This window comes from Bradyrhizobium sp. WYCCWR15520 (genome assembly GCF_056174665.1).
Map to the genome: position 1 here is coordinate 1 of NZ_JBWBWM010000066.1, position 23,209 is coordinate 23,209.

Below are 23,209 nucleotides of genomic sequence, written 5' to 3' on the forward strand. Positions count from 1 at the left end.
GACTGCTCAGACCTGCTCTCTCGACGGCCGAGATATGGACGAACACGTCCTTGCCGCCCGTCTCGGGCTGAATAAATCCGTAGCCCTTTGTCGCGTTGAACCACTTCACTGTACCTATTGCCACGTCTATCCTCCCCATCGATTCGAAACACGATAGGATGGTGACAGAAATCCGGCGAAAAAAAGGGCCCGCCAGGGTGAACGCTGGCACGAAAAAGCCGCCGCTGGGTTGAGTCAGCGAAGAAGGCGAAGATCCGATGAAAGAAAGCACCCTAGCCAAAATCACGGCGTCCGTAGCCGCTGCAAAAGGGATGGCTCAAAAGGCGCTGGCGAGTAGCCCAAACCCTGAGTGGACTGAGTCCGAAATGCGATCAATTGACGAGTGGATCACCCTTCAGGATGTGAAACTCGATCGCCCCGAAGCCATCCGCCGCCTGGTCGAGCTGGGGCTGAAGGTGAAGGCGAAATGAAGATCGACAGCACAACGAGGGCGACATGATCTCAGTTTTAATAGGGGTTTTAATTATCGTCGTCGTCGGTGCAATCTGCTTTTGGGCGATCGACAAGTTCGCCACCGACAGCCGACTAGCAAATCTGCTCAAGTTGCTCGTGGTGCTCGTTTGCCTCGGCGCAATTGTGCAACGAGTGCTGCCGCTGACATATTAGCCTCCATCCCCTAGTGGGCGCGCGCCGGAACGTTTTAGCCCGTAGCGAGTCATAGAGGCGATCGATCCCGGTTTTGCTGTTGGATCGAACATGGGAAAAGTGGCCGCCTATGCGATCTCGGCCCTCATCGTCGGCTTCGGTCTTTGGATCCTTGTCGCCGGCCTGAGTTCCAGTACGCCCGCCTTATGGATTTGCGTTGCTGCCATCCCCATAGCGATCGGCCTCATCAGCGCTTTCGGCCCCACCTAAAAATCCATCCCCTCTGGGGGGCGTCTCGGCGCGTGCGCCTACCAGTGGATTGCGGGCATACCGGCGATCGAAGCGCTGATGCTGTGCCGCAGGTTGGCGACAAAGATCATCTGAAAGTTTTTGCCAGCGAGGACGCAGCCAGAAAATGGCTCCAGGAGAACGACCCAGAGGGCGTGGCCTTCGAGTACGACGTTCGGCAATGAAGAAAAGCCGCCGACTGGGCGCCAAGCTTTAGGAACCAATCCCTGCAGGCAGCTCTTGCAGGCTATGAGCACCTTTGAAATATGGGCACTATGCCTGTCGCTGTTACCTGCTGTGCTGGTATGGGCCTGGCTCGCGGCCGGTGTCGTAGAGCAGTTTGTTCCTCTCTCAACGAAAGCACGATATGTTGTGATTATTGCGTGGGCCGGCGCGGCCGCGCTGATATTGTTTGTTTCCTTCAATCCGACAGCCTTCCGAGATCCTGGAAATCCACCTGTGCCTTGCGTCGGCGATGGTGTGGACTTTGATACCCGAGATGGACTTTGTTACAAGCATGTTCCGCTGCAATTTCAGCGACGATAGCTTCTCCGCGCGCCCAGTCACCTTTGCCGTCTGACTAGGCCTATTTATTGGCGCCCCTTGAGCGGTCTGAGTGTCAAGCGGCGTCGTTGATGAGAGATTGCTTTGCGGTACGGTCCACAGATCGACGGTACGGGCGATGGCTGGGATTGGTCGTATGAACGATTGCAATATCGACGGTTGTCGTTCCGTCAGGCAACAAGCCGCGGCTAAATGAGTTTCGCGGCCCTGACGCTGTTTCGATCAGCGTAGTTGCCACGACATTCGACTGCGCCACGCCGCTGATATAGGGCGTCACCGTAATGCTGGTTAGAAGCCCTTGGCTTCCAATCAGAAGCAGATTGTTTACCGTGGTGCCATCGCCAACCGAAAGGCTGGTGAGCGTCTGTGTCTGACCGTTCGAACCGGAAGCGGCCGACGTTCGATATAACAACGGAATTATCGAAGACCTTCAAAACCTGAAGCTCGATCGCGTTCGGCGTGCCGCCGCTATAGGTGCCGGACGCGGACACTGGCCCAGTCGTGAGAGTCTTTGTTCGCCGGAATAGGCGACCGCTGGCGATGTCGGTTAGGACGAATCCAGTCGGCGCCCCGCGGGTGTACTCCGATGTCCACCAGCGCCCAGCCGCAGTGGGACGAGAGCACAGATAGCCGGCGGGAAATGGCGGAGCGCATTTACAGAATTGTCTTCCCAACCTTCGAAGGCAAAGCAATGAAGACACGTCGAGAACCGTAGCAAGCACCGCTGGTCCGCAATGAAACGAATTTGTTAGAACTCGATCGACTTTCGGGGGCACATCGATGGCAAAGGTTCGTAAGCGCAAACTACCGTCGGGTCTGGTCCGTTGGCAGGCCGGTTACAAGGATGGCGCCGGCAAACGTCGCTTCAAGATGTTCGAGAAGAAGGCGGAGGCGGAGGCTCGGCTGGTTGAAGCCCGCCACGATGTCGCGCGCGGCACTCACACTCCCGGCAGCATATCCCCGACCGTGAAGGACGCAGCGGCGCTGTGGATCAAGCGGTGCGGCGAGAAGCGCCTGGAGCCCATGACGGTCAAGGGATACGAGGAGCATGTAAACCTGCACATCGTCCCGTTCATCGGGGCGAAGAAACTATCTGAAATAACCATCCCGGCCGTGAATGCCTTCGCGGATCAGCTCCGCGAGAAGGGACGATCGGCTGAAATGATCAAGCGCGTGGTGCGCTCGCTTGGCAGCATTTTTCAAAGAGGCCCGTCGGCGCGGCCTCGCCAACACCTCGCCGACGGCGGGCGTCGAGATGGACTTGCCGGATCGGGAGGATCCGCGGCCAGTTATCCCCGGCAAAGCGGAGTTGCAGGCGATCATCAACGCCGCGGCCGGCCGCTGGCGCCCCGTTATTCTGGTCGCGATCTTCTGCGGGTTGCGGGCAAGCGAGCTGCGGGGGCTTCGATGGGCAGATATCGACTTCGAGGCCAAGCAATTGAACCTCACCCAGCGGGCGGACGCCTCCCACCGGATCGGCAAGCTGAAATCAAGGGCTGCCTACAGTTCGATCCCCTGCCCCCCGATCGTCATCAACTCGCTTCGCGAATGGAAGCTGATTTGCCCCAAGCGCGATACCGGCAAAAAGGATGCGGCCGGTAAGCCGGTCGAGGTTCTGGATCTCGCCTTCCCCAACGGGCTTGGCAAGGTGGAGAGCCATTCGAACGTGCTGGAGCGCGGTCTGGAGCCGATCCTGATCTCGGCCGGACTGGCCGAGAGCCGGCCTGTTCTGGATGATGCCGGCAATCCGGTTCTCGAAAGGTCTGGAGAGCCCAAGGTGGTCATGGTTGGAAAGTACGGCATGCACTCGCTACGCCATGCCTGCGCTTCCCTGTGGATCGAGAACGGGCATAACCCCAAACAAATTCAGCGCCTCATGGGCCATAGTTCGATTAAGGTGACATTCGACGTGTACGGCCACCTGTTCGCTGATGCGGAGGCAGATCAGCGGGCAGCCGAAACCCTGCAAACGCGGCTGCTCGGCGCCTGAAAGCAACGCCAGCGGAACACAGGGGATCTAAGCCATTGATCGGATTCAGCATCCAAAAGTTTTCTACTCCGCGGGTTGCAGGTTCGAATCCTGCCGGGATCGCCACTTCCGCTCTGCGCTTCTCCGCAATTTCGACTTCATTCTCGTCTCGGTTTGGATTCTCGGCGTATGATGCCGGCCGGCAATGCTTCCCTTGCCCAGACAAAGGATGCGCTCGTCATGCCAAAGAAGGGAATCACGGGCCACGACGAATGGGTCATCACGGAAGCGCTGGCGACGGCGCTGGTCGCGCTTGAGCAGCTCGAACCGACCCAGCAGTCGCGCCAGCAGATGGACGATATCCGCAAACTCCTGGCGGCGAACTGTCAGCCGGGGACCCTGAACCTGCATCTCGCCCAGGCCAAGTGCCGGCTGAACCCCCACGGTGACCGAGCCGCCATCTATCGCGAGTATGGGTTTGAGGACTGGGAAGTCTGAAAGCGGCTACCGGTGCCTGCTGGAACAAGCGCCCGGCGCTGGTGTTTTGTCGTTGGGAGAGGACCGCGACAAATTCCGCGGGGAGTCTGGGAGGACATCAGGATGAAGCTGCCGCACGCGTCTGCCACAGCAACAGCGCTGACGATTTTGGCCGCGACGATCGCCCTGCCCGCACCTGCAAATGCGCAGACCTACGATCCGAGCTACCCGGTTTGCCTGCAGGTCTACCAGGGCTTTGTGGACTACTATTTCGAGTGCCATTATCGAACGATGGCGCAGTGTCAGATGTCGGCATCGGGACGCTCCGCGCAATGCGTGGTCAATCCCTATTACGCCGGGCCGAATGCCGGGCGCAGCAAGCGCCAGAAGCGATATCAGCAGTATTGATGGCCAGTGCAACGCGGCGCCCACCGGCGCCGCGGCCCCGACTGTTCACCAGCCGTAGGTGCCGAGCGCGAGCGGCCGTTGAGTCTTGGGGGCTTGCGCCTTGGCCGTACGCATATCGTCTTGCCTTAGGCAGCGCCGGGCTGCTTCGATCTCGGCATCGCTCGCGCCCTTGCTGCGTGCCCACTGCTCCGCGGCCGGCGCACTGTATTTCGCCACGTAGTAGCGCACGACCGGGCATGAAATTCGACGTAGAACACCGGACTGTTCACCTGCAAATCCGGCGCTTGAAGTCCCCAGACACAGCGCCAACGCACACATCCAACGTAAAGCCATGCGATTCCCCTCTCTGTGTTAGAGAGGCTGGCTTTCACTGATGCATCAAGCCTGTTTGTGAGTTCCCCACACGGAACGGCCGGAGCTGTGTTGAACCCGCAACTGTACGGGTCCTGACGGGCGGACTTTCTGCGATCATTAAAATTGATTGTTTACGAATAAGACCGAACCTGATTGCCGCCTGGAGGCAATTCGCTAAGCCGCCCGCTTGCCCAGCCCAGGCGTGAACCATTGGTAGCCGAGATGGAATTCGAACGCCGATCCGTCACGAGGACGATGATTTCGAAAAACGCGCTGCTGTTCTTCGATGCGCAGCGCGGTGTCCTCACCTGCCGCGTTCAGGACGTCACCAATTCCGGGGCCGGGATTGAACTCCACGACCTCAATTTGCTGCCGCTGAATTTCGAACTGACCTTCGACAATTTTCACACCGTCCGCGAATGCCGCGTGATCTGGCGGCAAGGCGATTTCGTCGGTGTTGCGTTTCAGAACTGACCTACCTGTTCCATCTGCCGATCGGTGTGGAACAAACAACCACCGGAAATGGAACCAACATCACAGTTCCGCGTCGACTCCCTGCTTTCAATGCCGTTCGGATTCCACCGGCCGGCAACCCAACGCCGGGTTACCGGCCTGGTGCGTCCACCCGCGCCAGCACCATTTATAATCTGTGACGGGAGTTCAGCATGTCCTGGGATCGTCCGTTCGCTCAGCCCGTACCGCTCCCGGCGGGAGCACCTGCGCGGACGCTGCGAAACGCCGCCGACTACATCAGAAACCTGCCACAGTCGGAACGTGATCGTCAGGAATGGCGGCTTGCGGTCCAGATGCTGATTGATGCCGCCGAAGACCGCGGTCCCATGCTATTCGCGCGCATGGGAATAATCAGAGCGTTGGAAGCGGGCGTCGAAAGCACATCCAATCCCGAAAATCAGGATCTACCCGCTGGACGAGTTGAAGAGAGACCGTGACGCCGGCCTCTGACTCCAGATGACGCGGCCGAAGATGACATGGCCAAGCGTGTCGCCGAGCCACCGTACACGTCCCCGCTCGAACAACTGTTCGCGCGCATGAGCGATGCAGGACATCGGAACGGTATCCGCAGACGGCCAGCCAATCTGCGGACACCAGAGTGCACGCGCGTCGCAACCGACGGCTGCAAATCTTCCCAGGCCAGACTAGGCTACGTGCCTGATGCGGAAGTCATCGATTCGCTTGCCGGACTTCAACTTTGCAGCGAGCCAGCGAGGCGTCTTTCCCCGTCCCGCCCAGGTCTCGGACGGCCGATCGGGATTCCGAAACTTCGGAACGACTGTCGGATATGGCCGCTTCCCTGTCGATGAGCTTGCGCGCTCAGCTTCGCCGCCGGCCTTGAGTTGCTTCAAGCGATCTTCAAGCACGCGCTTTTCCGCAAGCAGCGTCGCTGCAAGCCTGGAAGATACTTCTTCGTGTAATGCCCACAATTCATCGGTGGACATCGATTTGAAGTTAGTTCGGTTCACGACCGTCCCCAATCATGATTCGATTTTCGGTTCTCATCGTTCGCAGGAAAGATGAGCAGAATAAGACCAATTCAGAACCTCTTTCAGGCGGAAAGTTCCAGGTTGGCATCATCACATACTGCAACCATAACGGAGTCTGTTTGTCGACGCACCAATTTTCCTTTTCGCAACTGTTGATTGATCGAACTGATCGCGCGCAATGCTCGCGAAGATAGAAACCTAACGGCCTCTCGTTTACGGTTCCCTAATCGCAACCGCAATCGCGTTCGATCATTACTGCGAATGCTTGCTCTGCGCATGCAAGTTCCGCTGCGAAGTTGGCAGCAGGTTAGCACTTGCCGTTCTCGCCGTCGGGATATCATCCGGATTACCCAACTCGGCGCAAATGCGCCCCACCTCCGCCACGCCGACGCCAAAGTCGAACACGACCCTGCGGCTGGAACCTCCGGCGGGGCGCGAGCCCGCCCGCAAGTTCGCGGCGTTCGCGTTGGCGCTGACCTCCTCGCATGCCAGCGCCGATACGTTTCAGGAAATGTGGATAGGACGGATCGCTCGCGTACCGGCGGACGATCAGGAAGCCTCCGTCTACTGGCAAGACAAATGGAACGTGCGCGGCAAGCGCTTCAAAGGTCAGCGGCCGCGATTACCATTCTTGCCGTGAGCGCAACCCGCGCCCTCGCCAATGTCACGGGTCCGATCAGCAGCGCTCTGACCAGCAATTACAGGTCAGGTATCACCGACAACATCTGCGGGTCGGCCTGAACTAGCACTGGGCGGGCCACTAGTTCCCCGCGCGATAGGTTGTCCTTAATAGCCGAGCGCACGTCTCCCTGGGGTAGGTGATAGGAGCGGCGCCCGGCTATCGGGCCGCGCGGCGGTGCGGCCCCAACAGGAACTCATTTATGATTTAAGGGAACTTTAAAAAATTGTTGAATCGTAACGATTTTATTACCGACTCAGACACTGCCTTCGGGAAACCAAAACGGTGCAAATCGAGGGCTGCGGCGCAAGGAACCGAGTATCGGCTGCTGGGCGAGGGTCCGGGCGGACGGCGCGGGCCGCCGATCCCCCGCTATTCCTCGGAGACCGCCAGAAACGGCAAATCCACGTCAAGAACCAAGCCCAGGAATACGGCAACTCCGCCGATGACCGCCATCAACTCCAGGAGGATGAAGGCGAACAGCGCGCTCATTCCGATTGCCGCTTTTCTCCAGCCGTTCCACATGGAAATCCCTTAACACCGAAAATCCTCCGGCGGAGCAAAACGCGAACTTATGGCTAATGTGGAACCTGCCATCCACCGCGTCTTCGTCACAATCGGCGCCCGGTCGCCAGCATTGAAGCCGAAGAGGCACCCCGCCAGCATTGCCGCGAGACATCGAAAGGAAAGCGCAATTTCGCGGATCGCTGTGATCGTCCCGCGCAGCATCGGCGAGCGCGTGCATCTTTGCGGTGTGATGGAATGCCGATCGAGCCGGCCGACCGGCGAAAGCGGCTCGGGTATTGCGATCAAGGAGTAGACGAGGCCCGGAGTGCCTAGGAGTCCGGGCCTCGTGGCCTCCAGTGGTAGCGCTCGTCGTGATGAACGAACGCCCTGCCCCCCGCTGCAAGCGACGGCGTTATAGATCGTCATTATCGGTGCGGCCAATCCGTACGAGTACGGTGCGCGGCCGTTGCGCAGTTCTGTGTGACAAATTGATCAGCAGACCGGATTGCAAAGCGACATCCGGGCTGGCGCCATCCGTCATTGCAATGACGCCGGCGCCAAAGTCCGAGATCTGCGGCGAAAGATTACGAGAGCGGTTATGTGCCGTCTCTATCGCTTATCGAACGGAATATACTGATGATACTCCTTCGGCACCGAGCTCCGGTATCGCGCGGGCACCGTGCCCCGATCGATCGAACGGTCGATCTCCTGCTGTCGGGTCATTTTGGCCGGCTTCTTTTTCTTCGGCGCCGCCTTTTTCTCAGCCGCCGCGGTTTCCGGGGCGGCGGTCGACGATGATGCCGCCGGCGCAGTCCCGCCACCCGGCGCATCCTGCGCCAGCGTCGCGCCGACCGGCACAAGTATGAGAGCCGCCGCCGACGCGGCCGCCACGAAATAGGACAGTTTTCGCATGGGAAACTCCAGCTCCGGCCCGTTCCAGCGCGATCCTATTATGTCCGTAGCCGTCCGCACACCGGGATTTTGGCGACGCGGACGACCGCCGCCTGGCTGTGCTTGGTCCGGCTGCAGGTCGTGAAGACGAAGGCGAGCCGGCTGCACTGCCAGTCCGGACCGAGGGCGGCGCTGGCGGCCGGCTCGGGATAAGACACACCGGTCACGATGAAGCCTATGAAGGCCAGCGCGACGACGGCGGCGGTGACGACGAGGTTCTTGCGGGTCCACCAATTGTGGGGCATGGCGGTCGCTCCTGTTTCGGAAGTGCCGGAGAATAGGAACAACCTGCCGCGGTTCCTGTGAACCGGTTCACACTACACGGGTTTGTGCGCAGGCCCGCTGGACGCGGAAATTTGTATAACTCACGTAAACCCGTTGCGGGCGTGCAACCCTTGGTCGACACTGACCATTCGGGGTGAAGCGCGTGTGCGGGGCGTGCGATGGACAAGCAGGAAGCCGTTTACGACCATAACAGATATAAGCAATTGCTGGCGGAAGCGGTCGACGAGACCAAGCGGCTCGAGCTGATCGAGATCATGATCCGCGAGAAAGCCCGCGACAGGCTGGAGGCGCAGCGGGTCGCAGATCGGGCAGCGATGACGGCCATGACGGTCGCGCGCGTTCTCGGGCAGGCCGGACGTCGCGGCAGCTTCTAGGACGGTGCCGGTCAGTTTTCCGACGCGAACATCACCAGCGAGCCGACCAGACCGATCAGCGCGCAGGCGAGCAGGCTATATTGCACGAACGCCAACTCCACCGGCGGGGATTCGCTCGCCGTGGCCATCTCGTAGAGCAGCCAACCTGATGTAATCCCGCTCATCAGCATCAATTTGGCCCATTTGCTGTTCACGCAAGTCTCCCCTGCTCTACCGGCCCCCTTTCGACGCTGGCATTTTGCCCCGGGTTCACTTACCTAGTCGCCATTCCGCGCCCGTGGCGCGTCCAACCCCAAGAGTGAAAGCGACAAGGCCTATTTATGAGTGGATTCAAGGAACCGAACTTCGCGGACCGCCAGAAGGCCGCGATGCAGGCGCGGCAGAACATTTTGAACAAGTTTCGCGCCCAGCCGGGACCCGACGATCCCGAGGTGAAGCGCCGTCAGGCCGAGCGCGAGGCCGTCGCCGCCGCCCGCGCCAAGGCGCGAGAGGCAAAGGAAGCCGAAAAGGCCGAGCAGAAGCGTCGCGAGGCCGCGGCCGCCGCGGCGGAGGCCGCCAGGATCGCGCGCGAGAAGGAAGAAGAAGCCGCCAGACAGGCAGCGCTGGAGGCTGAGCAGAAGGCCAAGCGCGACGCCCGTTACGCTGCGCGCAAGAGCAAGGGCAAGAAGCGGTAGGCACGACGCGCATCGCGCCTCTTGCCGGCGACCGATGCAGGCTCTGCTCGTCATTGCGGTCTGGTGCGTAAGCACCAGACCTCAGACGCGCAACTGCGTATCGGAGACTCCTGCCATGCTACGCATCGCCCCGGAATGACGGCGGCTCAGTTCTTCTTCATAGCGTCATCTTTTTTCATGCCGCCTTTCATCAGGCCGTCGTGCTTCATGCCGCCGTTCTTCATCATCCCGTCCTCTTTCTTCATCGCGTCCTTGGACATGGACTCCTGCTTCATCCCGTCACCCTTGCCCATCTTGTCCTGAGCGAAGGTCGCGGGCGCGAACGCAAGGCCGAGCGAAACGAACGCGGCCGAGAGGATGAGGCCGAAGCGGGTCGGGGTTGTCATGGGGTGGTCGTCCTTTGCGGTTGAATAGATTCCTCGAAAGCGACATCTGTCGCTTCCCCAACGACGATTCCGCGGCCGGCTTTGTTACCGGCCACATCCCGAGTTCTTCCGAAGTCACGGTTAGTTGAAGCGGCAAATCAATCGGCGCTAACGCTCCGCGGGCGCCCAGGGTTGAACGCGTTATTGGCGGAGTCTTCTGCGAACGGCTGGTCCCGGGCGTACGCTGCAGCCTGTCAGGCTTGCTAAAATCAGGGCTTGCCGCCGCGCGCCGCCTCGACCTATCACACGAAAACTACGTCGGATGACGACCGGCTGACATGGGCTCAAACCGGTCGCTGTCATCGACCAAGGACGAATTTGCAGGGGGAAACCATGCTCACACGCCGCCATGTCATTGGAACGGCCCTTGCCGCTCCCGCCGCCCTTCGTTTCGGCACCGGCACAGCCCATGCCGCCACCACGCTAAAGATCTCGCACCAGTTTCCGGGCGGCACCATCGACAAGGGCGACTTCCGCGACCGGCTGTGCCGCATGTTTGCCGCTGAAGTCGCCAAGCGCAGTGGCGGCGAGATCGCAGCCGAGGTCTATCCGAACGCCTCGCTGATCAAGACCAACGCGCAATTCTCGGCGATGCGCAAAGGCGCGCTCGACATCAGCCTCTATCCGATGCCCTATGCCGGCGGCGAATTGCCGGAGACCAATATCGGCCTGATGCCGGGTCTGGTCGCGACCTACGATCAGGGCCTGCGCTGGAAGAAGGAGCCGGTCGGCAAGGCGCTGACCGACTTCCTCGCCGACAAGGGCATTATCCTTCTGACCTGGGTCTGGCAGGCCGGCGGTGTTGCCAGCCGCTCCAAGCCGATCGTCGCGCCGGAAGACGCCAAGGGGCTCAAGGTGCGCGGCGGCTCGCGCGAGATGGACATGGTGCTGCAAACCGCTGGAGCTGCCGTGCTGTCGGTGCCCTCGAACGAAATCTACGCCGCGATGCAGACCGGCGCCTGCGACGCCGGCATCACCTCCTCCACCAGCCTGATCTCGTTCCGCCTCGAAGAGGTCGCGAAATCGCTGACCTCGGGCGCCGGCGCCTCCTACTGGTTCATGCTGGAGCCGCTGATGATGTCGAAGGCGATCTTCGACAAGCTGCCCAAGAACCAGCAGGACATCATCCTGTCGGTCGGCAGCGAGCTGGAAGCGTTCGGCCGCAAGGGAGCGCAGGACGACGACATCGAGGTCGCCAAGGTCTATGAGAAGGCCGGCGCCAAGGTCAGCACGCTCGATGTCGCGACCGTCGGCAAGTGGCGGGACATCGCACGTGACACCGCGTGGAAGGACTACAGCGCCAAGACGCCGACGTCGGCCAACCTGCTGAAGCTCGCCAGCGACGTTGCCGCATGAGCATGGTCCGATTTCGGATCAACAGGACCATTCCGAGGCCGCCACGGGCAACCCGCTCGTGGCGACGCTCGACCGGGCGCGGCCATATCGGCATCGAGGCCTTTGATGGGGCCGGACGGGGGGCGGTAGGTTAGCCACCGTCGCCAACCCTGTCATTGCCTGCGACAAGCGCGCAGCGTTTGCGCAAGGGAGATCGCGACAAAATTGCAAAGCAATTTTGCGCTGAAGCGACGAAGCAATCCATCTCCCCTCTTGCGTGGAGGGATGGATTGCTTCGCTTCGCTCGCAATGACGGGGTTGGTTCGCTATTCGCCTAGTACCCCTTGGCAGGCGGCCCCCAAACGCCCTCGGCCAATGAGTCATAATCACCGTGCAGCGGTACTAGAGGTAGGATAGCCACCAGTCGCTGCGGCGTTTTTTGATGCCGGCAAACCAGTTGCAAAGCGGATAGAGCGCCGTCACAACCGCAAGCCAGACGGAAAAGACGCCCAGGAGGCCGACGCCGTATCCGTTCGGCTTGTCGGCAGGGAATGGACCAAACAGCCAGCCGGTCTCCGCACCGCTCGCCCACGCGAAGATCACCGCGAGCGCGTGGATGACAAAAACATGAACCACATAATAGAAGAATGGAACGCGGCCGAAGGTGGTGACCCACGCAGCGAACCGGCCGCGCGCGTTCTCAACCGCAGCAAGCAGCAGCAATGTCGGTCCGATCGTCATGGCCAGATACAGCAGCGATGGCGGATATTTTTCGCAGTTGATGAAGGACAGCAACGTCGCAATTGCACTGGCTTGAACGCTCCAGGGCGCGGGGTCGCCGTAGACATTGCTCGCCCGCAGCAGGACGAAACCGACCACCGCGACGGTCCCCCATCCAACGAGCCAGCGCGTCCGCTTCGCACGATCGAGCGTGAAGACCGGACCGAGCGCGTAGCCCGCCGCCATCACGCCGATCCACGGGATCAACGGGTAGACCGCGAACCACTTCACGGTGGCGCCGAACTGCAGCAAGGCCGGCTCATGCAGGAAATTCCAGATCGGCGCGGCCGTGCCAAAGGCCTCTGCCTTGATGGGATCGAGTAGATTGTGCGAGGCGATCAAGACGAGCGCGATGGCCGCGACCGCACGGCGCGGCAGAAAGACCAGCACTGAGAGCGCAATCATCGACGCCCCGATAGCGAAGATGACCTGGCTGAAGAAGTAGCCGAGATCGAAGCTGAAGGTCCATGCAAGGCGGACGAGCGTGAGCTCGATCAGTACGAGCCAAATCCCGCGCGTGAGCAGGAAACGGCTGAGCTGCCGCGTGCTACGGCCGCGCTCACCGTAGAGGAATGCCGACACACCTGCGAGAAAGACGAAGGCGGGTGCACAGAAATGTGTGATCCAGCGCGTCATGAACAGCGCGGGATCGGTCACGTCGCGCGGGTTGAATCCACCCGGGGCGAAGAAATCGCGCACATGGTCGAGCGCCATCAATACCATCACGAGGCCGCGCACGAGGTCGACGGAATCGATGCGCGTGCGGGCCGCCGTCTGCCCGGCGATTCCGTTCCTCGCCTGGCCGGTCCAGGACAGGCCTCCCCGTTGCCCGGCTTCGAGGCTCGCATTCATGATTTGATCCTCCCAGCGCACAAGTACGGCAAAGGTGCCGCGGGAGTTTCAGTCCGGCTGCCGCGCCGGCGCCTCAGCTCGCCAGCTTCACCGGGATCTTCAGGTAGTGAACGCCGATGGTGTTAACGCTTGAGCGCGAGGGATTCATCAAAAGGCAACCGCAGCCCCCGCAGCATCGAACTGCTCGTTGATCCTGCCAGAGCTACTTTGATCCCCGGTTCAACCTGTCATAATCCCTGTGCAGCGGTACTAGCGCCCCGCACGCGCCGCTATCGATGCGCCACCCACGACCTGCAGCAGGTCCGTCCGCACCGCCTCAATGTGCTGCTCCAGGAACCGACAGGCCTCTTCGATCTGCTTTGCCCGGCACAGCGCGATCAGGTGGGCGTGCTCTTTTTCGGCCGTCCCCATCGCCTTGGTGTTGGAGAGCTGCAGGCGCGTGTAACGGTCGCTGGTCTGCAGCAGCGCCACGACGATCGCCTTGGTGCGCGGCTGCCGCGCATGCACGTACATCGCCATATGGAAATCGGCATTGAGCCGCCCCCATTCGGCGACGTTGCGCGCCTTGATCGCTTTCTCGAAGCGTTTGTGGATATCGTCCAGTCCGGCAAAATCCCCTTCCGCAAAGTGCGGCGCCGACTGCGCCAGCAGCCGCGGCTCCATGATCCGGCGCAGGTCGAATACGTCGTTGATCTCGTCCAGCGACAGCTCGGAGACGATCGCGCCCTTTTGCGGAACGATACGCACCAGCCCTTCGGCCTCGAGCTGAAACAGCGCCTCGCGCACAGGAATACGGCTCACGCCGTACGTATCGCCCAAAGCGTCCTGCCGCAGTTGAGAGCCGGCCGGATAGGTACCATCGAGAATGGCCTGCCTGAGCTGGTCGACGATCGCCGCCGACAGCGTCCGGTGCTTCAGAGGGCTTTTCATTTGATCTTCCGTCGTCATCGCCGGCCTTTCTGATCGAGGCGGCACAATTTTCGCACGTTGACGTGGTGCCGACCCAGCAAAAGCTGAAGCGGCTCCACAATCTCCATTTGACAAGATTGTATAAATTATACATTTTGCAAGTGCACGACAAATTGCGGGGGCAGCGGGCTCATATGACCGAGCAGACGATTGCGGATGCGCCGGCGTTCAGCGCACGGCGGATCGTTATCAGGGCCTCCAGTCTCCTGCTCGCTTTAGAGCGCATCGCCTTGATGGGGCTGATGTATCTGCTGACGGCGCTGATCCTGGTGAACGTCGTCACCCGCTATTCGCACTTCCCGATCTACTGGATCGATGAATCGGCGGTCTATTGCGTGGTCTGGCTGACCTTCATCGGCGCCTCCGCGATGACGCGGCTGCGGCTCGACTTCGCCGTCTCCATGATGACCGAACGTCTCTCGGCGCAGAATCAGAAGCTCGCGAAGATCATGGCAACAAGCATGGTCGTGGTGTTCGGCGTGGCGCTGATCATCACCTGCTTCCTCTGGATGGATCCGATCGGTCTCGCCCGCGCCGGCTTCGACGCGCGCAAGCTCGCCGCCGAGACCTTCAACTTCCTCTACACCGAGCGCACGCAGACGCTGAACTGGCCGACCTGGGTGGTCTACCTGACGCTGCCGATCTTCGCGGTGTCGATGACCATGCATGGTTTGGCAAACCTGCTCGAAGATCTCGAACTGGTGCCGCGGACCCCGCCGAAGGGCTTTCAGCTCTCCGAACTCGACGGGGTCAACTGATGCTCACGTCGGCTGCCTTTATCGCGATCATGCTGGTCGGCGTGCCGATCGGGCTATGTCTCTGCCTTGCGGGGTTCGTCTACATCATCGCATCGGGCAACCCCGTGCTGTTCCAGTCCTACCCGCTGCAGCTTTTCGGCGGCGTCGACAGCTATGGCCTGATCGCCATCCCGCTCTTCATCCTGATCGGCGAGATCATGAATGGCGGCGGCATCACACGCCGCATCGTCGACATGGCGATGGCTTTTGTCGGCTCGCTGAAAGGCGGGCTGGCCTACGTCAACATCCTCGCCAACATGTTCATCTCCTCGATCCTGGGATCTGCCACCGCTCAGGTCGCGATCATGGCGCAGATCATGGTGCCGGAGATGGAGAAGAAGGGCTACGACAAGACGTTTGCCGCAGGACTGACCGCCTATGGCGGCATGCTGGGGCCGATCATTCCGCCGTCGGTGATGTTCGTCGTCTACAGCGTGCTGGCGCAGGTATCGGTCAGCGACATGCTGATTGCCGGCATCGTGCCGGGCGTGATCCTGACCGCGATGTTCTGCATCGTCATCGCGCTGATGGGATACATCTACAATTACCCCAAGGCTGATTATCAGACCCCGCGGCAGCGGGTAGCAACGATCCTGCGGACATCGCCGACGCTGCTGATCCCCATCGTGATCGTCGGCAGCATTTTGGGCGGGCTCGCCAACGCGACGGAATCTGCCGCCGTCGGTGCAGTGGCCGCTGCGCTGATCGGCAAATACTGGACCAGGGAGTTCGAGTTCTCGCAATTGCCGCAGATGATGCTGCGCGCCGGCATCTACTCGGCCATCGTGCTGTTCCTGGTCGCAGCCGCCGCCGTGTTCTCCTGGGTACTGATCTTCGGCAAGGTGCCGCAGGAAACGGCAGGCTGGATCCAGTCGGTCGCCAAGGATCCTGTCAGCTTCATGCTCCTTTGCAACGTGATCCTGCTGATCATCGGCACGGTCATCGACGGCATTCCCGGCCTGATCATGACGGTGCCGATCCTGCTGCCGATCGCGACCGAGATCTATCACATCGATCCGCGCCAGTTCGGTGTCGTCGTGGTGATCAACCTGGTGCTCGGATTGCTGTCGCCCCCGGTCGGTCTCTGCTTCTTCGTCGCAGCCGCGGTGACCGGCGCCAAGCCCGGCAAGATGTTCATGGTGACGCTGCCGCTGTTCGGCATCTCCTGCATCCTGCTGGTGCTGCTCTCGCTCTACCCGTCCCTCTCCCTCGTCCTCATCAAGTAGGTCCAAACCCTCAAGGAGCCCTTGCCATGTCCCTTTCCCGTCGCCGCTTCCTTGCCGCCAGCGCGGCTGTGCCGCTGTACGCGCCGTCACTGGCGCTGGCCCAGGCCAAGGAATTTCGCCTCGGCCTGATCACGCCCAACGGCCATTCCTGGAACAAGGCGGCGCTGAAACTCGGCGACGATCTGAAAGCGGCGACCAACGGCCGGCTGACCATGACGGTGTTTCACTCCGGCCAGCTCGGCAATGAACCGGCGATGATGCAGCAATTGCAGTCCGGCGCGCTCGACATGGGCTTCATCCAGGCCGCCGAGCTCGGCTCGCGCGTGCCGCATATCGCGGCGATCAACGCGCCCTACATCGTGCGCTCGACGCCTTCGGTCGCCAAATTCGTCCGCCATCCGGCGGCGATCAAGCTGTTCGACGTGCTGCCTCAGGAAACCGGAACGATCGGCCTCGGCTGGGGCATCACCGGCATGCGCGCGGTGTTCTCGTCCAAGGACCTGGCGTCATTGGCCGATATCAAGGGCATGAAGCTGCGCATCAATCCGACGCCAGTCTATCGCGATTTCTATTCGTCGCTGGGCGCCGCGCCGACGCCGATCCCGACGCCGCAGGTGTTCGATGCCATGGCAAACGGCCAGGTCGACGGGCTTGAGGCGGATCTGGAGTTCTCCTGGAACCAGCGCTTCGACAAAGTGTCAAAAGTCATCCTGCAGATGAACGCCGTCTTCATGCCGATGGCCGCCGTCGTCTCCGGCCGCGTCTGGCAGTCGCTGCCGGCGGCTGACCGCGAGCTGATCACCAAGACGGTCAAGTCGACGCTCGACGCGCAGATCGACGAGCTGGCCGGCAATGAGCCCAAGCTGATCGAGAATTTCAAGAGCGCGCCGATCCCGATCCGCCAGGTCGATGCCAAGGATACCGAGGCCGTCATTGCCGAGTTCGACAAGATCTGGCTGCCAAAAGCGCCCGTTCTCGCCGAACTGCGCAAGGTCGGCGCGACGCTCTGATCCCATCCGTCATTTTCAAGCCCCCAGAGCCCGGCGGATTCGACAATCCGCCGGCATAATTCCAATCGGAGCCAAGCAATGAGCCCACGCATTTCCTGGGAAGGCGTCTTCCCGGCCGTTACCACGCAGTTCAACGACGACCTTTCGCTCAATATTGACGCCACCGCCAAGGTGATGGACGGCCTGATCCGCGACGGCGTTTCCGGACTGATCGTCTGCGGCTCGGTCGGCGAGAACACCTCGCTGGAGCGCAAGGAAAAGATCGCCATCATGGAGACGGCCAAGTCGGTCGCGGCCGGCCGCGTCCCCGTGCTGTGCGGCATCGCCGAGTTCACCACAGCCTTTGCCGTCGAAACCGCCAAGGAGGCCGCCCGCGTCGGCATTGACGGCGTGATGGTGATGCCGGCGCTGGTCTATTCGTCCAAGCCGCACGAAACCGCCGCGCATTTCCGCTCGGTCGCCAGCGCGACCGACCTGCCCGTGATGCTCTACAACAACCCGCCGATCTACAAGAACGACGTCACGCCGGACATTCTGGCGTCGCTCGCCGATGTGGAAACGGTGGTGTGCTTCAAGGACTCCTCCGGCGACACACGGCGTTTCATCGACACCCGCAACATGGTCGGCGATCGCTTCGTGCTGTTCGCCGGCCTCGACGACGTCATTGTCGAGAGCGTGGCCATGGGTGCCGTCGGCTGGGTCTCCGGCATGTCGAACGCCTTCCCGCGCGAAGGTGAGACCCTGTTCCGCCTCGCCAAGGCGGGGCGCTATGCCGAGGCAATGCCGCTCTACGAATGGTTCATGCCGCTGCTCCACCTCGATGCCCGTCCGGACCTCGTCCAGTGCATCAAGCTGTGCGAGCACATCATGGGCCGCGGCACCGCGCTGACCCGCCCGCCGCGGCTGGCGCTGCTGCCGCACGAGAAGGCGGAGGTCGAGGCGATGATGGCGAAAGCCCTGAAGAACCGGCCGCTGCTGCCGAACGTCGGGCTGAAGGCCGCGTAAGTGGTCTACTTGGCGGCCCGCATCTTCGCATTCAACGCTGCCGCCACGCGGCTGACCGGCGGACGGCCGATCAGCCCGCTCACGACGTTGGTCGCCGCGACCAGCTTTGCCATATCGACGCCGGTCGCAATGCCCATGCCTTCGAGCATGTAGACGACGTCCTCCGTCGCGACATTTCCCGTCGCGCCGGGGGCGTAGGGGCAACCGCCGAGACCGCCGGCGGCGGAATCGATCACGCGGCAGCCCTCCTCCATCCCGGCATAGAGATTGGCGAGCGCTTGTCCATACGTGTCGTGGAAATGCATGGCGAGATTGGCCATCGGCACGTGGCCGGCCACCGCGCGCAGCAGTTGCCGCGCCTTCAAGGGCGTGCCGACGCCGATGGTGTCGCCGAGCGAGATTTCGTAGCAGCCGAGATCCCACAGCACCTTGGCGACATCAACGACGGCCTGCGGCTTGATCTCGCCCTCATAGGGGCAGCCGAGCACAGTGGAAATGTAGCCGCGCACGCGAACACCATCGGCCTTGGCGCAGGCCAGCACCGGCTTGAACCGCTCGATCGATTCCGCAATCGAGCAATTGATATTGGCGCGGGAAAAACCTTCCGATGCCGCGGCGAACACGGCGATCAGTTTCGCGCCCGCGGTCTGTGAGGCCTCATAGCCCTTCTCGTTCGGCACCAGCACCGGCAATTCGCATTCCGTATGGTGGCTGACGCCGCGCAACACTTCGGCCGACCCGACCATCTGCGGAATGGCCTTGGGCGACACGAACGCGCCGACCTCCACCGCCCTAAGCCCGGCGCCGATCAGCGCCTCGACGAAGGCGATCCGATCGGCGACGCTGATCGGGGTCTTCTCGTTCTGCAGCCCGTCGCGCGGGCCGACTTCGACGATGTGGACGGCATCGCTCATGATGCCGCCGCCGGTTCGAGTTCGGCAAGCTCGACGCCTTCGCCGACGATATCGCCGACCTTGCACCTGATTTTTTTCAAGGTGCCGGCAAAGGGCGCGCGCAGGGTCTGCTCCATCTTCATGACTTCCAGCGTCAGGATCGCGGCGCCTTTTTCCAGTGTCGCGCCCTCTTCGGCCAGCAACGCCACCACGGTGCCCGGTAGCGGTGCCACGATCTTGTCCTCGCCGACCAGCTCCTCGGTCTCGCCACCGAACGGATCGACCCAGTGCAGGTCGAAGCGGCCATTCCGGGTGCGCAGGTAAAGCTCGTGGCCCTCGATCACGGCGGTAACGCGCGATTTCATGCCGTCGATCGTCAGGTCGAAACTCCCGCCATCCGCGGACGACGTCGTGAAAACGAATTCGTGCTTGCCGATCGAAACCGTCGACGGTCCGTTGCCATAGTGCAGCGTCACCTTCTGTTCGGCGCCCTGCCCCTGGCGGAACGAGAACACCCGCTTGCGCTGGCCAACTGGCATCCAGCCAAACGTCTGCCACGGCGAATGCGCTTCCTTGAGCGCAGTCTTCCGTTCGTCATTGACAATGGCGGCGACTGCGGCGCAAAGCTCAAGATCGCCTGTTATACCCGAGGCTTCCGTCAGCTTCTTCAGCTCGCGCTCGATGAAACCCGTGTCGATGGTGTTGGCGCGCACGTTCGGATGGGTGATCAGCGCCGACAGGAACGGGATATTGGTGACGATGCCGCGGACGTCAGTCTCTTCCAGTCCGCGGTTGAGACGCTCAATGGCGGCCTGCCGTGTCGGCGCCCATGCGATCACCTTGGCCAGCATGGCGTCGTAATAGGGCGACACCGCATCACCGTCGCGATAGCCGGAATCGATGCGCAAACCATCGACTGCGTCCGGCGTGCGCCAGGTCCGGATCCGGCCGACCGATGGCATAAAGTTCTTCTGCGGATTTTCCGCATAGACCCGCGCCTCGATGGCGTGGCCGTTCAACCTGATCTCGTTTTGCGCCAGCGGCAGCTTCTCGCCAAACGCCACCCGCAACTGCCATTCGACGAGATCGACGCCGGTAATCAGTTCGGTCACGGGATGCTCGACCTGCAGGCGGGTGTTCATTTCGATGAAGAACACTTCCTTGCCGTCGGAGACGAACTCGATGGTGCCGGCGCCGACATAGTTCACCGCGGCAGCCGCCTTGCGCGCCGCGGCGCACACGGTCTCGCGCTGCGTGGCGTCGAGTGTCGGCGATGGTGCTTCCTCGATCACCTTCTGGTGCCGTCGCTGCAGTGTGCACTCGCGCTCCCACAGCGAGAGCAGATTGCCATGGCTGTCGCCGATGATCTGCACCTCGATATGCCGGGGACTTTGCACGAATTTTTCGATCAGCATGCGGTCGTCGCCGAATGCCGCCTTGGCCTCGCGCTTGGCGCTGACGATCGCCGCCGCAAGCTCGCCGGCCGAATTCACCACGCGCATGCCGCGCCCGCCGCCACCGGCGGATGCCTTCACCAGCACCGGGAAGCCGATCGCATCTGCGGCCTTTGCCAATGTCGCCTCGTCCTGGGCCTCGCCGTGATAGCCGGGCACCAAGGGCACCCCCGCCTTCTCCATCAGCGCTTTCGAGCCCGACTTCGAGCCCATAGCCGTCATCATCTCGGCGGTCGGGCCGACGAACACGAGGCCGGCGTTCAGACACGCCTGCGCGAATTCGGCATTCTCCGACAGGAAGCCATAGCCGGGATGCACCGCCTCGGCGCCGGTCTGGCGCGCGGCTTCGATCACGCGCTCGATGTTGAGATAGCTGTCGCGCGCCCGCGCCGGCCCGAGCAGCACAGCTTCATCAGCCATGGCGACATGCATGGCGTCGCGGTCCGCCTCGGAATAGACGGCGACGCTGCGCAGGCCCATGGCGCGGGCGGAGCGAATGACACGGCAGGCGATCTCGCCACGGTTGGCGATCAGGAGCGTCCGGAAACGCCGGTAGAGCTTTGCGCGGTCCATCATCACATCCTGAACAGGCCAAACTTCGTGGGTTCGATCGGCGCATTGGCGGCGGCCGACAATCCAAGGCCGAGCACCAGGCGTGTGTCGGCCGGGTCGATCACGCCGTCGTCCCACAGCCGCGCGGTGGCGTAATACGGATTGCCCTGATGTTCGTATTGCGCGCGGATTGGAGTGCGGAATTTATCTTCTTCCTCGGCCGACCAGCTCTCGCCCTTGGCCTCGATATTGTCGCGGCGGACCTGGCTCAGCACCATGGACGCCTGCTCGCCGCCCATCACGGAGATGCGCGCGTTCGGCCACATCCACAGGAAGCGCGGAGAGTAGGCGCGGCCAGACATGCCGTAATTGCCGGCGCCGTAGGAGCCGCCGATCACGACAGTGAACTTTGGCACGCCTGCAGTTGCGACCGCAGTCACCAGCTTGGCGCCGTCGCGCGCGATACCGCCGGCCTCGTATTTCTTGCCGACCATGAAGCCGGTGATGTTCTGCAGGAACACCAGCGGGATATTGCGCTGGCAGCACAGTTCGATGAAGTGCGCGCCCTTCAGCGAACTCTCGCTGAACAGGATGCCGTTGTTGGCGATGATGCCGACCGGATAGCCCCAGATATGAGCAAAGCCGCAGATCAGCGTCGTGCCGTAGAGTTTTTTGAACTCGTCGAATTCGGAGCCGTCGACGATCCGGGCGATGATGTCGTGGACGTCGAACGGTTTTCTGCCGTCGGCGGAAACCACGCCGTAGATTTCCTCGGCGGGAAACAGCGGCTCCCGCGGTTCGCGCATGTTCAGGTTAGCGCGTGTCGGCTGCTTCAGCGTGGCGACGATACGCCGCGCGATCCCGATCGCATGGGCATCGTTCTGCGCGTAGTGATCGGTGACGCCGGAATGGCGGGAATGCACATCGGCGCCGCCGAGTTCTTCCGCCGAAACCACCTCGCCGGTCGCAGCCTTCACCAAGGGCGGTCCGCCGAGGAAGATGGTGCCCTGGTTGCGCACGATGATGCTCTCGTCCGACATGGCAGGCACATAGGCGCCGCCCGCGGTGCACGAGCCCATCACGATGGCGATCTGCGGAATGCCCATCGAGGACATCTGCGCCTGGTTGTAGAAGATGCGGCCGAAATGCCGCTCGTCCGGAAAGATCTCGTCCTGCATCGGCAGGAAGGCGCCGCCGGAATCGACCATGTAGACGCAGGGCAGATTGTTCTGCCGCGCGATGTCCTGCGCGCGTAGATGCTTCTTCACGGTCATCGGGTAATAGGTACCGCCCTTGATGGTGGCGTCGTTGGCGACGATGACGCATTCCCTGCCCGAAATGCGCCCCACGCCGGTGATGACGCTGGCGGAATGGACGTCGCCGCCATAGAGGCCGTGGGCGGCGAGCGGCGACAATTCCAGAAAGGCAGTGCCGGGGTCGACCAGCAGGTCGACGCGCTCGCGCGCCAGCATCTTGCCGCGCGAGGTATGCCGCTTGCGGGAAGCCTCGCCGCCGCCGCCGGAGACCACCTTCAGCTTCTCGCGAAGCTCCGCTACCAGGCCACGCATGACGTCGGCGTTGCGGGCAAATTCGGAGGATTTGGGATCGATGGTGGAATGAAGCGGCATGGTCGGCGTTTTCTCAAAAATGCTGGAGTGCCTGGGGATGGCTTCAGGACGGTCGGGACAGCCCGTTCGACGAGGATGCGGCAGCCTGTACTATCTTTGCACCGATGTGAAGTTCAGGCGGTCTTTTCGAACAGTTCCCGTCCGATCAGCATGCGACGGATTTCGCTGGTGCCGGCGCCGATCTCGTAGAGCTTGGCGTCGCGCAATAGCCGCCCGGTCGGATAGTCGTTGATGTAGCCGTTGCCGCCGAGGAGCTGGATGGCGTCGAGCGCGCATTGCGTGGCTTTTTCCGCGGCGTAGAGAATCGCGCCGGCGGCGTCCTCGCGCGTGGTCTCGCCACGGTCGCAGGCTTTTGCCACCGCGTAGACATAGGCGCGCGAGGCGTTCATGGTGGTGTACATGTCGGCGATCTTGCCCTGCACCAGTTGGAACGTCCCGATCGGCTCGCCGAACTGCTTGCGCTCGTGCACGTAAGGCAACACCACGTCCATGCAGGCCTGCATGATGCCGATCGGGCCTGCCGCCAGCACCGCGCGCTCGTAGTCGAGGCCGGACATCAGCACGTTGACGCCGCGGCCGACCTCGCTCAGCACATTCTCCTCGGGG

At 61.9% G+C, this 23,209-nt stretch carries 30 protein-coding genes and 1 pseudogene; 17 read left to right on the forward strand and 14 right to left on the reverse strand.

The window, feature by feature from the left end; translation table 11 throughout:
• On the reverse strand, positions 1-124 hold a 124-nt coding region (locus AC0QUY_RS39300), incomplete at its 3' end, for a cold-shock protein (protein ID WP_475391367.1).
• A gap of 133 nt (positions 125-257) precedes the next feature.
• On the opposite strand from AC0QUY_RS39300, the gene AC0QUY_RS39305 reads away from it, so the two are divergent.
• The 3 genes from AC0QUY_RS39305 to AC0QUY_RS39315 all read left to right on the forward strand — a co-directional run bounded on the left by AC0QUY_RS39305 (position 258) and on the right by AC0QUY_RS39315 (position 915).
• On the forward strand, positions 258-470 hold the full coding sequence (locus tag AC0QUY_RS39305; RefSeq protein ID WP_475391342.1) for a hypothetical protein: 213 nt from the start codon (positions 258-260) through the stop codon (positions 468-470).
• 25 nt (positions 471-495) lie between these two features.
• Positions 496-666 (forward strand): hypothetical protein, encoded by a 171-nt coding sequence (locus tag AC0QUY_RS39310; protein WP_161854519.1) that lies wholly within the window; start codon positions 496-498, stop codon positions 664-666.
• 90 nt (positions 667-756) lie between these two features.
• Positions 757-915, forward strand: coding sequence for a hypothetical protein (locus tag AC0QUY_RS39315; RefSeq protein ID WP_475391344.1), 159 nt, complete (start codon positions 757-759; stop codon positions 913-915).
• Between the two features lie 637 nt (positions 916-1,552).
• Here the strand turns inward: AC0QUY_RS39315 and AC0QUY_RS39320 are convergent.
• Positions 1,553-1,909, reverse strand: coding sequence for a hypothetical protein (locus AC0QUY_RS39320; protein WP_475391346.1), 357 nt, complete (start codon positions 1,907-1,909; stop codon positions 1,553-1,555).
• A 458-nt stretch (positions 1,910-2,367) separates the two neighbouring features.
• Here AC0QUY_RS39320 and AC0QUY_RS39325 point away from each other — a divergent pair.
• The 4 genes and pseudogenes from AC0QUY_RS39325 to AC0QUY_RS39340 all read left to right on the forward strand — a co-directional run.
• Positions 2,368-2,598, forward strand: a pseudogene (locus AC0QUY_RS39325) (tyrosine-type recombinase/integrase); the annotation flags it as partial.
• 208 nt (positions 2,599-2,806) lie between these two features.
• The gene (locus AC0QUY_RS39330) at positions 2,807-3,487 is read left to right on the forward strand and encodes a site-specific integrase (RefSeq protein ID WP_475391348.1); all 681 of its coding nucleotides are present in this window, start codon (positions 2,807-2,809) and stop codon (positions 3,485-3,487) included.
• A 219-nt stretch (positions 3,488-3,706) separates the two neighbouring features.
• Positions 3,707-3,964 carry a hypothetical protein gene (locus tag AC0QUY_RS39335; RefSeq protein WP_057861442.1) on the forward strand — a complete coding sequence of 86 codons (258 nt, stop codon included), beginning with the start codon at positions 3,707-3,709 and terminating at the stop codon, positions 3,962-3,964.
• 102 nt (positions 3,965-4,066) lie between these two features.
• The gene (locus AC0QUY_RS39340; RefSeq protein WP_475391350.1) at positions 4,067-4,351 is read left to right on the forward strand and encodes a DUF3551 domain-containing protein; all 285 of its coding nucleotides are present in this window, start codon (positions 4,067-4,069) and stop codon (positions 4,349-4,351) included.
• A 45-nt stretch (positions 4,352-4,396) separates the two neighbouring features.
• Here the strand turns inward: AC0QUY_RS39340 and AC0QUY_RS39345 are convergent, their stop codons facing one another.
• On the reverse strand, positions 4,397-4,684 hold the full coding sequence (locus tag AC0QUY_RS39345; protein WP_475391351.1) for a hypothetical protein: 288 nt from the start codon (positions 4,682-4,684) through the stop codon (positions 4,397-4,399).
• A gap of 243 nt (positions 4,685-4,927) precedes the next feature.
• Here AC0QUY_RS39345 and AC0QUY_RS39350 point away from each other — a divergent pair, with 243 nt between their 5' ends.
• Positions 4,928-5,179 carry a PilZ domain-containing protein gene (locus AC0QUY_RS39350; protein ID WP_474417140.1) on the forward strand — a complete coding sequence of 84 codons (252 nt, stop codon included), beginning with the start codon at positions 4,928-4,930 and terminating at the stop codon, positions 5,177-5,179.
• Positions 5,180-5,370: 191 nt separating this feature from the next.
• Positions 5,371-5,655 (forward strand): hypothetical protein, encoded by a 285-nt coding sequence (locus AC0QUY_RS39355; protein ID WP_161854515.1) that lies wholly within the window; start codon positions 5,371-5,373, stop codon positions 5,653-5,655.
• A gap of 207 nt (positions 5,656-5,862) precedes the next feature.
• On the opposite strand, the gene AC0QUY_RS39360 is transcribed toward AC0QUY_RS39355, so the two are convergent.
• Complete coding sequence (locus AC0QUY_RS39360; RefSeq protein ID WP_161856666.1) at positions 5,863-6,162, reverse strand: H-NS histone family protein; 300 nt, start codon at positions 6,160-6,162, stop codon at positions 5,863-5,865.
• A 409-nt stretch (positions 6,163-6,571) separates the two neighbouring features.
• On the opposite strand from AC0QUY_RS39360, the gene AC0QUY_RS39365 reads away from it, so the two are divergent.
• A complete protein-coding gene (locus AC0QUY_RS39365) occupies positions 6,572-6,847 on the forward strand; it encodes a hypothetical protein (RefSeq protein WP_475391353.1) in 276 nt (91 codons plus the stop codon).
• Positions 6,848-8,002: 1,155 nt separating this feature from the next.
• Here the strand turns inward: AC0QUY_RS39365 and AC0QUY_RS39370 are convergent.
• Positions 8,003-8,305, reverse strand: coding sequence for a hypothetical protein (locus tag AC0QUY_RS39370; RefSeq protein WP_161854512.1), 303 nt, complete (start codon positions 8,303-8,305; stop codon positions 8,003-8,005).
• 38 nt (positions 8,306-8,343) lie between these two features.
• Positions 8,344-8,589 (reverse strand): hypothetical protein, encoded by a 246-nt coding sequence (locus AC0QUY_RS39375; RefSeq protein ID WP_161854511.1) that lies wholly within the window; start codon positions 8,587-8,589, stop codon positions 8,344-8,346.
• 198 nt (positions 8,590-8,787) lie between these two features.
• Between AC0QUY_RS39375 and AC0QUY_RS39380 the strand changes: the two genes are divergently transcribed.
• Complete coding sequence (locus tag AC0QUY_RS39380; protein WP_161854510.1) at positions 8,788-9,003, forward strand: hypothetical protein; 216 nt, start codon at positions 8,788-8,790, stop codon at positions 9,001-9,003.
• An 11-nt stretch (positions 9,004-9,014) separates the two neighbouring features.
• Here AC0QUY_RS39380 and AC0QUY_RS39385 read toward each other — a convergent pair whose 3' ends face one another.
• On the reverse strand, positions 9,015-9,197 hold the full coding sequence (locus AC0QUY_RS39385) for a hypothetical protein (RefSeq protein WP_161854509.1): 183 nt from the start codon (positions 9,195-9,197) through the stop codon (positions 9,015-9,017).
• A 126-nt stretch (positions 9,198-9,323) separates the two neighbouring features.
• Between AC0QUY_RS39385 and AC0QUY_RS39390 the strand changes: the two genes are divergently transcribed.
• Positions 9,324-9,677: a DUF6481 family protein gene (locus AC0QUY_RS39390; RefSeq protein ID WP_475391354.1), complete on the forward strand. Its 354-nt coding sequence runs from the start codon at positions 9,324-9,326 to the stop codon at positions 9,675-9,677.
• Between the two features lie 146 nt (positions 9,678-9,823).
• On the opposite strand, the gene AC0QUY_RS39395 is transcribed toward AC0QUY_RS39390, so the two are convergent.
• The gene (locus AC0QUY_RS39395) at positions 9,824-10,063 is read right to left on the reverse strand and encodes a pentapeptide MXKDX repeat protein (protein ID WP_475391355.1); all 240 of its coding nucleotides are present in this window, start codon (positions 10,061-10,063) and stop codon (positions 9,824-9,826) included.
• 372 nt (positions 10,064-10,435) lie between these two features.
• On the opposite strand from AC0QUY_RS39395, the gene AC0QUY_RS39400 reads away from it, so the two are divergent.
• A complete protein-coding gene (locus tag AC0QUY_RS39400) occupies positions 10,436-11,458 on the forward strand; it encodes a TRAP transporter substrate-binding protein (RefSeq protein WP_475391356.1) in 1,023 nt (340 codons plus the stop codon).
• A 381-nt stretch (positions 11,459-11,839) separates the two neighbouring features.
• On the opposite strand, the gene AC0QUY_RS39405 is transcribed toward AC0QUY_RS39400, so the two are convergent.
• Entirely contained in the window at positions 11,840-13,069 is a 1,230-nt protein-coding gene (locus AC0QUY_RS39405; RefSeq protein ID WP_475391357.1) for an acetyltransferase domain-containing protein, read from the reverse strand.
• Between the two features lie 249 nt (positions 13,070-13,318).
• The gene (locus AC0QUY_RS39410) at positions 13,319-13,999 is read right to left on the reverse strand and encodes a GntR family transcriptional regulator (protein WP_475391371.1); all 681 of its coding nucleotides are present in this window, start codon (positions 13,997-13,999) and stop codon (positions 13,319-13,321) included.
• 173 nt (positions 14,000-14,172) lie between these two features.
• Between AC0QUY_RS39410 and AC0QUY_RS39415 the strand changes: the two genes are divergently transcribed.
• The 4 genes from AC0QUY_RS39415 (at position 14,173) to AC0QUY_RS39430 (ending at position 18,076) form a co-directional block, all read left to right on the forward strand.
• A complete protein-coding gene (locus tag AC0QUY_RS39415; protein WP_161854504.1) occupies positions 14,173-14,796 on the forward strand; it encodes a TRAP transporter small permease in 624 nt (207 codons plus the stop codon).
• Positions 14,796-16,061, forward strand: a complete 1,266-nt coding sequence (locus AC0QUY_RS39420) for a TRAP transporter large permease (protein WP_161854503.1) — start codon at positions 14,796-14,798, stop codon at positions 16,059-16,061. Before AC0QUY_RS39415 ends, AC0QUY_RS39420 begins: the two co-directional genes overlap by 1 nt.
• A gap of 26 nt (positions 16,062-16,087) precedes the next feature.
• Positions 16,088-17,071 carry a TRAP transporter substrate-binding protein gene (locus AC0QUY_RS39425; protein ID WP_161854502.1) on the forward strand — a complete coding sequence of 328 codons (984 nt, stop codon included), beginning with the start codon at positions 16,088-16,090 and terminating at the stop codon, positions 17,069-17,071.
• A 78-nt stretch (positions 17,072-17,149) separates the two neighbouring features.
• The gene (locus AC0QUY_RS39430) at positions 17,150-18,076 is read left to right on the forward strand and encodes a dihydrodipicolinate synthase family protein (protein WP_161854501.1); all 927 of its coding nucleotides are present in this window, start codon (positions 17,150-17,152) and stop codon (positions 18,074-18,076) included.
• A gap of 5 nt (positions 18,077-18,081) precedes the next feature.
• On the opposite strand, the gene AC0QUY_RS39435 is transcribed toward AC0QUY_RS39430, so the two are convergent.
• The 4 genes from AC0QUY_RS39435 to AC0QUY_RS39450 all read right to left on the reverse strand — a co-directional run.
• Positions 18,082-18,990 (reverse strand): hydroxymethylglutaryl-CoA lyase, encoded by a 909-nt coding sequence (locus AC0QUY_RS39435; RefSeq protein ID WP_475391359.1) that lies wholly within the window; start codon positions 18,988-18,990, stop codon positions 18,082-18,084.
• A complete protein-coding gene (locus AC0QUY_RS39440; RefSeq protein ID WP_475391361.1) occupies positions 18,987-20,996 on the reverse strand; it encodes an acetyl/propionyl/methylcrotonyl-CoA carboxylase subunit alpha in 2,010 nt (669 codons plus the stop codon). The genes AC0QUY_RS39435 and AC0QUY_RS39440 overlap by 4 nt, the downstream gene beginning before the upstream one ends.
• Positions 20,997-20,998: 2 nt before the next feature.
• Entirely contained in the window at positions 20,999-22,603 is a 1,605-nt protein-coding gene (locus tag AC0QUY_RS39445) for a carboxyl transferase domain-containing protein (RefSeq protein ID WP_475391363.1), read from the reverse strand.
• Positions 22,604-22,716: 113 nt separating this feature from the next.
• Positions 22,717-23,209 (reverse strand): acyl-CoA dehydrogenase family protein (locus AC0QUY_RS39450; protein WP_475391365.1); only part of this gene is annotated, 493 nt, incomplete at its 5' end.

Bases quoted from the DNA above. Each gene is read 5' to 3' on its own strand.
- AC0QUY_RS39420 (WP_161854503.1), top strand. From the start codon at position 14,796: ATGCTCACGTCGGCTGCCTTTATCGCGATCATGCTGGTCGGCGTGCCG.
- AC0QUY_RS39335 (WP_057861442.1), top strand. From the start codon at position 3,707: ATGCCAAAGAAGGGAATCACGGGCCACGACGAATGGGTCATCACGGAA.
- AC0QUY_RS39445 (WP_475391363.1), bottom strand. From the start codon at position 22,603: ATGCCGCTTCATTCCACCATCGATCCCAAATCCTCCGAATTTGCCCGC.
- AC0QUY_RS39365 (WP_475391353.1), top strand. From the start codon at position 6,572: ATGCGCCCCACCTCCGCCACGCCGACGCCAAAGTCGAACACGACCCTG.
- AC0QUY_RS39395 (WP_475391355.1), bottom strand. From the start codon at position 10,063: ATGACAACCCCGACCCGCTTCGGCCTCATCCTCTCGGCCGCGTTCGTT.
- AC0QUY_RS39360 (WP_161856666.1), bottom strand. From the start codon at position 6,162: ATGTCCACCGATGAATTGTGGGCATTACACGAAGAAGTATCTTCCAGG.
- AC0QUY_RS39415 (WP_161854504.1), top strand. From the start codon at position 14,173: ATGACCGAGCAGACGATTGCGGATGCGCCGGCGTTCAGCGCACGGCGG.
- AC0QUY_RS39355 (WP_161854515.1), top strand. From the start codon at position 5,371: ATGTCCTGGGATCGTCCGTTCGCTCAGCCCGTACCGCTCCCGGCGGGA.
- AC0QUY_RS39405 (WP_475391357.1), bottom strand. From the start codon at position 13,069: ATGAATGCGAGCCTCGAAGCCGGGCAACGGGGAGGCCTGTCCTGGACC.
- AC0QUY_RS39340 (WP_475391350.1), top strand. From the start codon at position 4,067: ATGAAGCTGCCGCACGCGTCTGCCACAGCAACAGCGCTGACGATTTTG.
- AC0QUY_RS39390 (WP_475391354.1), top strand. From the start codon at position 9,324: ATGAGTGGATTCAAGGAACCGAACTTCGCGGACCGCCAGAAGGCCGCG.
- AC0QUY_RS39345 (WP_475391351.1), bottom strand. From the start codon at position 4,684: ATGGCTTTACGTTGGATGTGTGCGTTGGCGCTGTGTCTGGGGACTTCA.
- AC0QUY_RS39380 (WP_161854510.1), top strand. From the start codon at position 8,788: ATGGACAAGCAGGAAGCCGTTTACGACCATAACAGATATAAGCAATTG.
- AC0QUY_RS39410 (WP_475391371.1), bottom strand. From the start codon at position 13,999: ATGAAAAGCCCTCTGAAGCACCGGACGCTGTCGGCGGCGATCGTCGAC.
- AC0QUY_RS39435 (WP_475391359.1), bottom strand. From the start codon at position 18,990: ATGAGCGATGCCGTCCACATCGTCGAAGTCGGCCCGCGCGACGGGCTG.
- AC0QUY_RS39305 (WP_475391342.1), top strand. From the start codon at position 258: ATGAAAGAAAGCACCCTAGCCAAAATCACGGCGTCCGTAGCCGCTGCA.
- AC0QUY_RS39370 (WP_161854512.1), bottom strand. From the start codon at position 8,305: ATGCGAAAACTGTCCTATTTCGTGGCGGCCGCGTCGGCGGCGGCTCTC.
- AC0QUY_RS39430 (WP_161854501.1), top strand. From the start codon at position 17,150: ATGAGCCCACGCATTTCCTGGGAAGGCGTCTTCCCGGCCGTTACCACG.
- AC0QUY_RS39310 (WP_161854519.1), top strand. From the start codon at position 496: ATGATCTCAGTTTTAATAGGGGTTTTAATTATCGTCGTCGTCGGTGCA.
- AC0QUY_RS39375 (WP_161854511.1), bottom strand. From the start codon at position 8,589: ATGCCCCACAATTGGTGGACCCGCAAGAACCTCGTCGTCACCGCCGCC.
- AC0QUY_RS39440 (WP_475391361.1), bottom strand. From the start codon at position 20,996: ATGGACCGCGCAAAGCTCTACCGGCGTTTCCGGACGCTCCTGATCGCC.
- AC0QUY_RS39315 (WP_475391344.1), top strand. From the start codon at position 757: ATGGGAAAAGTGGCCGCCTATGCGATCTCGGCCCTCATCGTCGGCTTC.
- AC0QUY_RS39400 (WP_475391356.1), top strand. From the start codon at position 10,436: ATGCTCACACGCCGCCATGTCATTGGAACGGCCCTTGCCGCTCCCGCC.
- AC0QUY_RS39425 (WP_161854502.1), top strand. From the start codon at position 16,088: ATGTCCCTTTCCCGTCGCCGCTTCCTTGCCGCCAGCGCGGCTGTGCCG.
- AC0QUY_RS39350 (WP_474417140.1), top strand. From the start codon at position 4,928: ATGGAATTCGAACGCCGATCCGTCACGAGGACGATGATTTCGAAAAAC.